Here is an 11,695-nt window from a genome sequence, read left to right as displayed (position 1 = left end):
GTAAGGCGGCTGAGCAATCCGGTGGGCCGTAACGTGAGTGAAGCCTGAGCAGGCCTCGAAAGTGACAATGCGGATGCCGACCCTCCTGCCATTTGGGGAAGGCCGTGCGAGCGGGGAAGCAATCGACACACGCACCCGCTCGATCCGCCGGGGTAGTGGGCACGGCACGTCGGAAGGGTGATGCGGGTAATCGGGGGAGACCCGTCCTACGCGAGGGTAGCGGCCTCAACGGTGTTGTAAGACGCCGGCCAGGGCGGGAGTCGGACAGGGTCATACGAGCGCTGAGGCCGGGTAACGCTGGCGGAGCAAAGGACCCTGACTTCTGGTGCGCTTTCGACGATGGTGAGGTGAGGGTGATTGGCGATGAGTCTAGCAACACCTGAGAAGATCCGGATCCTTCAGAGAAAGCTCTATTGCAAGGCGAAGGCGCAGCCCGCCTTCCGCTTCTATGGGCTCTACGACAAGATCTGTCGCGACGACCTCCTGCGTCACGCCTACGGGCTGGCCCGCGCCAATGCGGGTGCTTCAGGGGTGGACGGGATGAGTTTCGAACAGATCGAGGCGCAGGGCCTAGAGGCCTGGCTGGCGGGGGTGCGCGAGGAACTGGTCTCGAAGACGTATCGGCCCGATCCGGTGCGGCGGGTGACGATCCCGAAGCCGGATGGCGGCGAGCGAGCGCTCGGCATTCCCACCGTTCGGGATCGGGTCGTGCAAAACCGCCGCAAAGCTCGTGCTGGAGCCGATCTTCGAGGCCGACTTCGAGGACAATGCCTACGGCTATCGCCCTGCACGTGGGGCGGTGGATGCGGTCAAGGAAGTGCACCGGCTGATCTGCCGGGGCTACACCGATGTGGTTGATGCTGACCTGTCCCGCTACTTCGATACGATCCCGCACCGCGAGCTCCTTCAATCGGTGGCGCGGCGGGTTGCAGACGGTTCCGTGCTGCGGCTGATCAGGCTGTGGCTGAAGGCACCGATCGAAGAGCGGGATGCTGACGGAACCCGACGCATGAGTGGTGGCAAGAGCAGTTCACGAGGCACGCCCCAGGGCGGCGTCGCGAGCCCGCTGCTGGCCAACATCTACATGAACCGGTTCCTGAAGCATTGGCGGTTGACCGGATGCGGCGAAACGTTCCGAGCCCATGTCGTCTCGTATGCCGACGACTTCGTCATCCTCAGCCGCGGTCGTGCGGCTGAGGCGCTGACGTGGACGAAGGCCGTGATGACACGGCTTGGGTTGAGCATCAACGAGGCCAAGACCTCGCTGAAGGATGCCCGCCAGGAGCGCTTCGACTTCCTCGGCTACTCGTTCGGGCCTCACTATTACAAGGCGAACGGCCGACGGTATCTGGGTGCGAGCCCGTCCAAGAAGAGTGTGCAACGGCTCAAGACGAAGGTCGCCAACCTGCTGACGCCCGGCCACACTGAACCATGGGAAGAAGTGCGCGATAGGCTGAACAGGTCCCTGCGCGGCTGGTCGAACGACTTCGCCTATGGGACATCTCGTCCGGCCTTCCGCGGGATGGACCAGTACGTCACCGAGCGCGTGCGCGCTTTCCTCGCCAGACGGCATAAGGTGCAGGGGCGCGGCAACCGACAGTTCACCTACGACGTCATCCATGGTGAGCGCGGTGTGCTGGCTCTGGAACGCTTGCCCCGAACTGCCCCGCCGTGGGTCTTGCAGTGAAGCCAGTCGGAGAGCCGGATGCGGTAGCGCCGCACGTCCGGTTCGATGAGAGGGGATGGGAAACGGGGCGTTGCCGAATGGCCCAAGCTACCGCGCCCATCCTCGACTCTACCGAGGCTGACCTTAGCCGAATTTCTGCAAGAGGAGAGTGAAGCGGACCTTGGCACGTTTAAGCTGAGCGGCAGTACCTGACCCGTTACAGACCTTCCGAGGTCTAGATTCAGGAATGGGTCAGCTCAATCGGCAAGTCCCTGGCGCATCCTCGTCGTCCAGCCTCCACTCGGTCAGAACCACCGTCTTCTTTCCACTACATCGGGGGATTGGACCATCGGCTTAAAAGCCATACGTCATGGAGGACCACTCTCCAGGGGGCAGACCAGTGGGCAGTCATCGGCAGATTGTAGGGGCAGGGCGATAGGCGTACTATGACCCATGAGCATGCGGCCGTGCATCCGCGTCGGCGCGATATATTCCGATCGGCGCTTGCCGGTCCTGAACAGGGACAAGCGCCCCGTTGGCATCATCTCGCTGGGTGACGTCGCGGTGATATAGGACGGCCATTATGCCGAGACTGCTCTGAGAGGCATCTCCGAACCGGGCGGGCCGCACTCTCAGCCTGGTGGCCCTCGTCCCTGATGGTCCAGGAACTCACCTTCAAGGGGACAGGACGATACGCGTGCCCGCCTCGCCTCCGCAGAGGCTAAAGCTATGCCAGTGCAGGATCTAAATATCCAGGATCGCGCGAATGCCCGGCGGCAGCTCGCCAGGGCAGCAAGGTTCTCTCCGAGGCGGCCCCTACCGCCATCGAGAGAGCGAGCACGGCGTTGACCATCCGCCCGAAAACCGGCCGCTCTACTGCGGATCTGGACTGCGTCGAGCAGACCTTACTCATTCCCCTGGCCGCACGCGTGCTCGCTCGCCGCCTTTTTCCCAACCAGGGCTTTGCTGACCCGGCTGCCGAAGCGATCGCCGCGCGCCTTGCTTGCGACCTCACCCCGTTCGAAGCCGATCGCGAGATGCTGCGGGGCTTGGTCGAGCGCAGTCTGATCTTGGATCAGCTCTTACGCGACTTCCTCAACCACCACCCTGACGCTCAAGTGCTCAGCCTCGGGTCCGGCCTATCGACCCAGTTCGAGCGCCTTGATAACGGCCAGCTCCAGTGGCTGGATGTCGATCTCCCCGCGGTCGCGGAGTTGCGACGCACCCTGTTCCCGCCCCACCCGCGCAGGCGCCTCGTGAGCGCCTCAGTCGCAGAGGCAGGCTGGACCTCCATCCTCGGAGATCTGCAAGGCCCGACTTTCGTGGTGGCCGAAGGTCTCTTGATGTATCTTGAGCGCGCGCAGGTTTTTCAGTTGGCGCGAGACCTCGCCGAGGTACAAAATGGCGGCCCGGTGGAGTTCGCCTACGACTACTACTGTGCCCAGATGGTGGGACAGGCGTGGCTGAACTCGTCCATGCGCCGGCTCGGGGCCGAGTTCAAATGGGGTCTGGCGGGCCCGGAGGAGCTGTCGCTCGGCGAGCCGCACTGGCGTGTGATCGACACCCACCCGGTGATGGAGCGGCTGGGTTGGCCATACGACATTCTCTGGTCGTCGTTTCGCTTCTTCACGGGCGTTCGACCCTATGGCATCGCCCATTTGAAGCTCTTGGACGACGCCCCAGGGGCATGCGGATCGAGTGTTTGAAGGAAGCTGTGGCGATCGAGACGGGCCGACAGCCGTCTGAACGACGAAGCTGATCGTATGAGTGGCAACGGCAGGTGCCTCGGTGCTCAGCTCTTCACCCGAACATAACTGCCGGGCGCATCCTCGATGGGCGTGAGCTTACCGCCGCCGATCTCCCGGGCCAGGACCTGCCTCCTGTCCTGTGCCTCGCTCCAGGCCTGCCAGTCCGGCCACCACGAGCCCGGATGCTCCTCTGCGGCTTCGAGCCAAGTCTCGAGCTCTCCCACGGGCGGCCCGTCGGTCCAGTATTGGTACCGGTTCCGTGTCGGCGGGTTCACAACCCCGGCAATATGGCCCGAGCCGGTAACGACAAATCGGACGGAACCACCAAGGAACCGTGCCCCTAAGAACACCGACCGCGCCGGTGCGATATGGTCCTCCCGCGCCGCCAAGTGGAAGATCGGGATCTTCACCTTCGAGAGGGCGAGGGTGACGCCGCCGATCTTCATGCGTCCCTGCGAGAGATCATTGTTGATGTAGCAACGCCGCAGATAAAAGCGGTGGTTCGCTGCGGGAATGCGGGTCGAATCGGAGTTCCAGTACAGCAGGTCCAAAGGCAGCGGCGTCTGACCCTTCAGGTACACGTCGACGACGTAGGGCCAGATCAGATCGTTGGAGCGCAACAGGTTGAAGGCTGCCGCCATCTTGTGACCGTCTAGATACCCGTGCCGGGCCATGTCCCTCTCGATCGCGGCGACCTGTTCTTCGTCCATGAAGATCCTTAAATCGCCGGCCTGGCTGAAGTCGACCTGAGTGGTGAGGAAGGTGGCACTCTGGACGCGGGTGTCCCGTGTCGCTGCCAGATAGGCCAACGTGGCGGCAAGCAGGGTTCCACCGACGCAGTAGCCGAGCGCATGGATCGCCCGCTCGCCGGTGGCCTGCTCGACCGCGCCCAGCGCCTCCAGAATGCCATCATGCATGTAGTCCTCAAAGGACTTGTGGGCGAGTTCCTTGGTGGGGTTGACCCAGGAGATCATGAACACCGTCTGGCCCTGGTCCACCGCCCATTTGACAAACGACTTCTCCGGGCTGAGGTCGAGGATGTAGAACTTGTTAATCCACGGTGGCACGACCAGAAGGGGCCGTTTCAGGACTTTCTCGGTCGTCGGAGCGTACTGGATCAGCTCCATCAATTCGTTACGGAAAATGACCTTGCCGGGGGTGATCGCCAGGTTCTTGCCGATTTCGAACTTAGTCGTGTCGGTCTGCCGAATCTTGAGGTGGCCGCTCCCGCGCTCGATGTCTTCGGCCAGGAGCTGCATGCCCCGCACCAGGTTCTCACCATCGGACGCGAAGGTCTCGTGCAGCAGCTCCGGGTTCGTGAACACCCAGTTTGAGGGCGCAATCGCATTAATGATCTGCGTCAGGTAGAAGCGAGCCTTGTTCCGGGTGTGGGGTTCGAGATCTTCGGCCGTATCGACCAGGGATTCGGCCCAGTGCGAGGTGATCAGGTACGATTGCCGCAGCAGATCGAAATAGGGGTTTTCTGACCAAGCCGGATGCTTGAACCGGGGATCTTCGGGCAGCGAGACGGCAAGGGGCCTTACGTCGCCGTTCTCCAGTCCCATGAGCCGGCACATCGAGGAATGCCACAACTCCAAACAGTTATTCCAGAGTACAACTTGGGCTTCCAATACCTTGTGGGGCTGTTGCAGCCAGGCTTGTTGGAGTTGAGACAGTGTCTTGAGAGCTGGAGCGAGATCATCGTGCAGGGTGAAATGCGTCAGATTGATCGCATGGGGGTGCAGAAAAACTGCGGCGGCCTTGCCTGCTTCCTCACTCAGCCGTGCCATGTTGTGCGCAAAACGCTGCGGGTTCCTGATTTCGAAGCCGAGGGTTCGTGCTGCCTCAAATTGTTCCTGGCCCATTCTGAAGCCTCAAGTACAGGCTGTCACTGCCCACCGCAGGACGAGATCCCAGTCAATCATACCACGAGTCCTGCTGTAAAATATTAAACTTGACTTAACGGACCGTGTCCGAGCGAGTTCATCCCGGCCCAATGATCAATTGCTTTGGGCTTGGCCATGCCGCCAAGCTTTGTGCCCCTGGCGCACCGCTCCACGGCTATGAGGCATGACCGCCTATGTTGACCCGTTTCAGACGCTGACCTTCCGCGCTCCGGTGACGATAGGGGATCCGGTGCACGTTCAGGTGGAGGGCATCGGCATTATCCCTGAGCGGCTTCGCACTCGCCATGCTGGTACGCGCCACGTGGATGAGGAGATCGTCTTCGATGGCGAGGCACTTGTGAAAGTGCCATCCGCCGCAAGCAGCCTCCCAGATACCCGCGATGAGCCTCAAACCGCGGCTGACTCACAGGTGCGCAACCCATCACGGCCGGAGGGCTGGTCTGCGACTTTGCGCGCGGATGGACGCCAGACGGAGGCTTGGAGAACCAGCAGGAAGGCCACAAAACATGCAGCTGTGCCGCAGGCCAGAGATTGAAGACCACGGATAATCAGGTACAACTGAGTGATCCTTCGGTGGTAGCGGAGGCGCACATGATCTCCCTTGAAGATTTGATCGGCTTCTGTGATCTCACGCCCGAGGAGGTCCAGGTCGTGGCCGAGCACGAGCATGTCTCACAGGCCGCGGCTGCTGTGCTTGGCAATTTCCTGCTCCAGAGCCAGAGCGGGTGCGAACAGATCCGCGACATGGTGATGGATGAGATTCGCGCGGCCGTTCGGCAGCACGATGTTCCTCATGCTCGGCAGCTTGTCTCGACGCTGCGGCACTTCCTGCACGAGCACCCGAATGCCGCGTTCCGCGATGCTGCGTGAGACAACCACGGGATGCCTGAACCGGTATTCACGTTGTGTGGTCTCTGGGCTCCTATAGCCCGCGCAAGATACCGGTGTTGATCGGCGCCCCTGTCGGGGACTTCGAGAGTGAGCCAGTCTGGGATGCTGGTCTGAGGAGACCGAATAGTGGTAAGCCTCGCAATTAAAGATACTGACTTGGCATCAATTGTGCACGGATCGTCGGCTCACAAGATTAAGCTGGCATTGACCTCGTAGGTACCTAGTGCCGAACCGCGTATGTCGCCTTTTGTGTAGGGTTTCGGATGCCGGCCATCACAGGCGCAGCCAGATGCACCGGGGCCGGCGTCCGAAAGCCTCCAGGGAACGAACCCGCGGGATGACGATCGCAGGTTCCGGGTCTATGGGGATTTGACGATTCCGCTTGGCCCGCTGTGACCGGATAAACGCGTTTGGCGAGGTGGACGCAAGTCTTCGGCCGGTGGACAGGGCACGTGAGGCCTGCAGAGGGTGCGAGGCGGCCGTCGAAGAGCGGATGATTGCAGTGTTGTGGGTCGTGCGGCTGAGGCCCGCGACCTCAACGGCACGAAGCGCTCCGGCCGCCGATGGTGAGCTTGCTCGGCAGCGGTGCAATCCGGTGAGGGGTTCGAGCTCATGGCGTTTGCGTCCCAGGCGGCGCACGGGCATGGGGGCCACGCGCGAATGTCTCAAGGACGATCATGCGGCTGCCGCAGCAGGGGCATCGCGGCTTCGGGTCCGTCGGCGCAGCAGTGCCCGCATTATCTGTGCCACCGCAGTCCGCCTCAGGCTCCGGCGCGGCGAGCAAGGCGCGGGCGCGCAGGATATTCGCTTTGCGGCCGGCGCTGGCGAGAAGGCCGTAATGGCGAATGCGATGGAAGCCCTTGGGCAGCACGTGGAGCAGAAAACGCCGGATGAACTCGCCCGCATCGAGCGTCATGACCTGGTAGCGCTCAGTGCCGTTGCGGCGATAGTCCTTGCAGCGGAAGGTGACACCTCTCTCGTCGAGCGAGATCAGCCGAGAGTTGGAGATGGCGACGCGGTGGGTGTAGCGCGACAGATAGGCCAGCACAGCCTCAGGTCCTGCGAAGGGAGGCTTGGCGTAGACGAACCAGTTCTTCCGGCGCAGGGGCGCCAGGAAGGTGGCAAAGGCGCGGCGGTCGCTGAGGCCCTCATGATCACCGAAGAACTGGAGATGCCCGGCCGCATGGGCGTCGGCGAGCTTTGACAGGAACAGCCGCCGAAACAGCCGCGAGAGAACGCGCACGGGCAGGAGGAAGCCGGGCCGGCACGCCACCCACCGCTTGCCATCGAGCGAGATGCCGCCGCCGGGCACGATCATGTGGACATGCGGGTGGTGGGTCATGGCCGAGCCCCACGTATGGAGCACGGCGGTGAGGCCGATGCGGGCACCAAGATGCCTTGGATCGGCGGCGATGGTCAGCATCGTCTCGGAGGCGGCGCGGAAGAGCAGATCATAGATCACGGCCTTGTTCTGCCAGGCGATGTCGGCCATCCTGGCTGGCAGCGTGAACACGACGTGGAAGTAGCCGACCGGCAGCAGATCGGCTTGGCGCGCGGCAAGCCAGTCCCGGGCCGCGGCGCCCTGACACTCACATGGGCGAACTCGCGTCAACCGGATTGTGCGGCTTACGGGTTCATGGATTATCTCCTCGTGTTGTTATGGATCCGAGGCTGAGCCTATTTCCAATTCGAGCCTTTCTGGCTCGATTCAAACTCACATACGGTCGCCGCTCCGGGGCGGCTGCACCCTTATCCCGCATACGGCGGCTAGGCTCAGGAGGACGTGACCATTCTTGGGGGCGGTTGTTGAGACCATATGCCAGGCCGGTTCGTCCACCTGGATCCGCCGGGGCTGATCAGGCCCCGTCAGATGACGAAAGACGTTTGGTGAGCTTCAGGTCAGGCTGGCTTCAGGGCGGCACCCTCCATCACCACGCCGGCCGTCGCATACTGCCACAGGGCGACCAGCAGTTTACGGGCCAAGGCAACGATCAGCGATTTCCGCAGGCGCCCGCCGTTGCACTCGACCCGCTGTTTGAACCACTGGCTGAGGGCCGAGTTTGGTTGGTGCCGCAGCCGAAGCCAGGCCATCTGCACCATCGTTCCTCTCAGCCGCGGATTGCCCGCTTTTGAGACGCCCTGCTCGGAATCGATAGACCCGCTCTTCCAGGGCGTCGGCGCAAGCCCGGCGTACGCCGCAAGCTGCCTTCGATTATCGAAGTGACGATAAAGACCTTCAGACCAGAGTACGTTGGCGAACTCCGCGCCCACTCCTTTCAGTTGCAGTAATCGCACCACCGGCGCCAAGTCGTTCATCTCGGCCCGATCCAACAGCAGTTGGTCGCGCGCCGCCTCGACCTTTTGCAACTGCTCCAAGATCAGCTCAAGCCGGTCGAGCTCACGCACAATCTGTGCCTTCAGGTGGAAAGGTAAGGCGCGACCATCACCCGTCCGCAGATCCTCGAGGCTGGCGCGTCGGTCGCGACGCAGCGGCTCGTAGTCACCGACACCCTGGGCGAACAGCAGCCCTTTGATCCGATTGACGTGCTCCACCCGCTCGGCGATCAGCGTTTTGCGCTCCCGACAGATTCGGCGGCGATCCTCTTCCTCAGGGCTCGGTGGCTTGACCATGGAGCAGACCCGCGGCTCGCCGCGCTTGTAGGCCAGCAAGGTCCGCACCAGGGTCTCGCCGTCGATCTTATCGGTCTTTGCCCGCCGGCGGCGCCGTGACACCAGGATCGAGGCGGCGTCGACCACGTGGCTCTCGATTGCTTCGGCCTGAAGCACCCGATGGATCCAAAAGCCGTCTAATCCAGCTTCCTGGATGACAATAATCCGGAACCACTCACCGGTTCGGGCTCGCGTCTTTTCCTGGAGCGTCGCAAACAGCCTCAGGAGGCCTGCAACGTCCCCGCCTCGCAGAGAATGCTTGGACATCTTCTCCCCGGCACCCGGCGACAGTGAAGTAATCAGCCAATTTGATCGAGACAGCTCCAGCGAAACAAAGATCGCGCCAAGATCAATGCGGATAGCGGCCTGTTCCGGCTGATTTGCAAGCTGTTGCATTGTCGTCTCCAGAATGGGTGGGTTTAGCACCGCCATTCTGCCTGACGGCAGGTTGCTATCCACCAGCCCATAGGATCTTGGGGCAGTGCCGGTTGCGGCAGGTAATGGGCGTCACCCATTACCTGCCTTATGGGCAGATCCAGTAATGGGGAGCTGGCGTGCCGAGATCGACATTTGTCGGTGAATTGCAGCGCTTTTTGTCTCCATAACAGCGCAGTCCTGCGCCTCCGTCGGCTCGGCCACCGATTGCCGGTCACAAACGGAGACGACCATGTTGGAGACGTACTTCTCAGGCTCGAAGCTGCTGGGGCATCTGCGGAGCGGCCCAAGCGGACCACACCTTGACGGTTTCGCAGCCGCGCTCGTGCGGCAGGGCTATAGCGCCTGCACGGCCGTGCGATATTTGCGGGCGGCAGCTCACCTCGGCCATGTCGTGGCTCGGCAAATGCCCAGCGACATTGATCTGGCGCTGTTCAGCGAGCACTTGCGCACTTGTCGATGCCCGCGTGCCATGGGAGGGCGCCACAACCACCACACCATTTTTGGCGCCAGGCTCTTTCGCCAGCACCTTGTCGAAATTGGCATCTGCCAGTCCGCTGCTGCCGCAGGGCGGCGTGTCGAGCCGCGCCCGGTGGCTCACTTCAAAGTCTGGCTGCGCAAGCACCGCGGGGCGTCCGATCCCACCATCAAGCTCTACGCCCGCGACGCCGCCCACTTGATGGCGGCGCTCGGGGACGATCCAGAAAGGTGGGAACCAGCCGCTCTTCGCAGCTTTGTCCTGAACCGCGCGAGCCATTGCGGCAATGGAACCATCGCGAAGTTGACGACCAGCCTGCGCGCGTTCTTGCGGTATCTTGCTGTCGAAGGCCGCTGCCGAGCAGGTCTCGCCGATGTCATTCCTGGCTATGCCCATTGGCGGCTTGCTAACTTGCCGCGATATCTGGCGGCGGAGCAGGTGAACCGGTTGATCGCCGCATGTGATGGCGAAGTCGTTGCGCGCCGGCGTGATCGCGCGATCGTCCTGCTCTTGGTGCGCCTCGGGCTGCGGGCCGGCGACGTGGCGCAACTCCGCCTCGACGACATCGAGTGGGAAACGGGCTCGCTGAGGGTCTCGGGCAAGTCGCGCTACGAGGTGCGACTGCCGCTTCCGCAAGACGTTGGGGATGCGATCGCCGCCTACCTCGCGTGCCGCCCTTCGACCTGCCCGAGCGATCACGTGTTCCTCCGCAATATCGCGCCGCTTCGACCGTTCCGGAACGGTGACGGCATCTCGTCGGTGGTGAAACCAGATCCGGTCGAGGGGGCTCATGACAGTGCGGATCGTCGTGATGGCGACGCGGGCATAGAGCGCGGTGGTCTCGAGCTTGGCATGGCCGAGCAGGACCTGGATGACGCGGATGTCGATGTCCTGCTCCAGCAGATGCGTGGCGAAGCTGTGGCGCAGCGTGTGCGGCGTCACCCGCTTGCGGATCCCGGCGGCTTGGGCCGCGGCGTGGACGGCGCGGTTCATCTGGCGGGTCGACAGCGGCGTGACCGGATTGCGGCCCGGGAACAGCCAGCCCTGCGGCAGCATCAGGCCGCGGCGGCTTCCCTCCCGCCACCAGGCGCGCAGGAGCTCGAGCAGGTGCGGCGACAGCATGGCATGGCGGTCCTTGCGGCCCTTGCCCTGCTCGACCCGGATCAGCATGCGGGTGCTGTCGATGTCGCTCACCTTGAGCGACACGATCTCGGAGACGCGCAGTCCGGCGCCATAGGCTGTGCCGAGCGCAGCCTTGTACTTCGGACCCGGCGCCGCTTCGAGCAGTCGCGTGACCTCCTCGATCCTCAGCACCAGCGGCAGCGTGCGCGGCTGGCGGACGAGCGTGAGACGGCGGGCGAGATCGGGTCGGTCCAGCGTCACGGTGAAGAGGAAGCGCAGCGCCGAGACGGCGCTGTTGATGGCTGGAGGCTGCATGCCCGCCCAGGTCTGGTGCAACTGGAACCGGCGCAGGTCCTCGGCGGTGGCCCTGTCGGGAGAGCGACCGAGGAAGGCGGCGAAGGTCTTCACATGTCGGATGTAGTCGTGCTGCGTCTTCTCGGTGAAGCCGCGCACGGTCATGTCCTCGATCATGCGCTGGCGCAAGGCGCTGCCGGCCGGAGACGACGGGTGGACGGTCATGGGAGGCTCCTCTCAAGCTGAAGGTTGACCCTTCATGCTCGGAGGCGGAGCAGCGTCCGTCACCTCTGATCGATCACAGCCTCAATGACGCTAGAGGCTCAGCTTCAACCTTCAAACGCGCGCCCTCCCGCGCGAGCGGGTTCGTTCTCTGGCACGAGGCGGAAGTAGACCAAATGTCCGCGAAAGGCAGGAACACCAGACATTCCTAACGGGCCGGAGAATTCCCGGTTTCACCGATAATGCTCTACACAGGTGGAAG

General features: G+C 63.0%; 6 protein-coding genes and 3 pseudogenes. 5 read left to right on the top strand and 4 right to left on the bottom strand.

What is annotated here, in order from left to right; genetic code table 11:
* Positions 1-363 precede the first annotated feature (363 nt).
* The 3 genes from BB934_RS49600 to BB934_RS34150 all read left to right on the top strand — a co-directional run bounded on the left by BB934_RS49600 (position 364) and on the right by BB934_RS34150 (position 3,372).
* The gene (locus tag BB934_RS49600; protein WP_237050442.1) at positions 364-858 is read left to right on the top strand and encodes a reverse transcriptase family protein; all 495 of its coding nucleotides are present in this window, start codon (positions 364-366) and stop codon (positions 856-858) included.
* Positions 743-1,687: a reverse transcriptase domain-containing protein gene (locus BB934_RS34155; RefSeq protein ID WP_237050540.1), complete on the top strand. Its 945-nt coding sequence runs from the start codon at positions 743-745 to the stop codon at positions 1,685-1,687. The genes BB934_RS49600 and BB934_RS34155 overlap by 116 nt, the downstream gene beginning before the upstream one ends.
* An 824-nt stretch (positions 1,688-2,511) precedes the next feature.
* A complete protein-coding gene (locus tag BB934_RS34150; protein WP_157934487.1) occupies positions 2,512-3,372 on the top strand; it encodes a class I SAM-dependent methyltransferase in 861 nt (286 codons plus the stop codon).
* 86 nt (positions 3,373-3,458) lie between these two features.
* On the opposite strand, the gene BB934_RS34145 is transcribed toward BB934_RS34150, so the two are convergent.
* The gene (locus tag BB934_RS34145) at positions 3,459-5,204 is read right to left on the bottom strand and encodes a PHA/PHB synthase family protein (protein ID WP_237050539.1); all 1,746 of its coding nucleotides are present in this window, start codon (positions 5,202-5,204) and stop codon (positions 3,459-3,461) included.
* Between the two features lie 594 nt (positions 5,205-5,798).
* On the opposite strand from BB934_RS34145, the gene BB934_RS34135 reads away from it, so the two are divergent.
* Positions 5,799-6,191: a hypothetical protein gene (locus BB934_RS34135; protein WP_157934486.1), complete on the top strand. Its 393-nt coding sequence runs from the start codon at positions 5,799-5,801 to the stop codon at positions 6,189-6,191.
* Positions 6,192-6,822: 631 nt separating this feature from the next.
* Here BB934_RS34135 and BB934_RS34130 read toward each other — a convergent pair.
* Positions 6,823-7,818: pseudogene (locus BB934_RS34130) on the bottom strand (IS91 family transposase); the annotation flags it as partial.
* Between the two features lie 293 nt (positions 7,819-8,111).
* Positions 8,112-9,278, bottom strand: coding sequence for an IS110 family RNA-guided transposase (locus tag BB934_RS34125; RefSeq protein WP_099514198.1), 1,167 nt, complete (start codon positions 9,276-9,278; stop codon positions 8,112-8,114).
* A gap of 271 nt (positions 9,279-9,549) precedes the next feature.
* On the opposite strand from BB934_RS34125, the pseudogene BB934_RS50705 reads away from it, so the two are divergent.
* A pseudogene (locus BB934_RS50705) lies at positions 9,550-10,449 on the top strand (tyrosine-type recombinase/integrase); the annotation flags it as partial.
* A 117-nt stretch (positions 10,450-10,566) separates the two neighbouring features.
* Here BB934_RS50705 and BB934_RS34115 read toward each other — a convergent pair.
* A pseudogene (locus BB934_RS34115) lies at positions 10,567-11,436 on the bottom strand (tyrosine-type recombinase/integrase); the annotation flags it as partial.
* Positions 11,437-11,695: the final 259 nt, after the last annotated feature.

This window comes from Microvirga ossetica (assembly GCF_002741015.1).
Taxonomy (GTDB): Bacteria; Pseudomonadota; Alphaproteobacteria; order Rhizobiales; family Beijerinckiaceae; genus Microvirga; species Microvirga ossetica.
This window is presented reverse-complemented; position numbering and strand designations above follow the sequence as displayed.

Bases quoted from the DNA above. Each gene is read 5' to 3' on its own strand.
- BB934_RS34125 (WP_099514198.1), bottom strand. From the start codon at position 9,278: ATGCAACAGCTTGCAAATCAGCCGGAACAGGCCGCTATCCGCATTGAT.
- BB934_RS34145 (WP_237050539.1), bottom strand. From the start codon at position 5,204: ATGGCACGGCTGAGTGAGGAAGCAGGCAAGGCCGCCGCAGTTTTTCTG.
- BB934_RS49600 (WP_237050442.1), top strand. From the start codon at position 364: ATGAGTCTAGCAACACCTGAGAAGATCCGGATCCTTCAGAGAAAGCTC.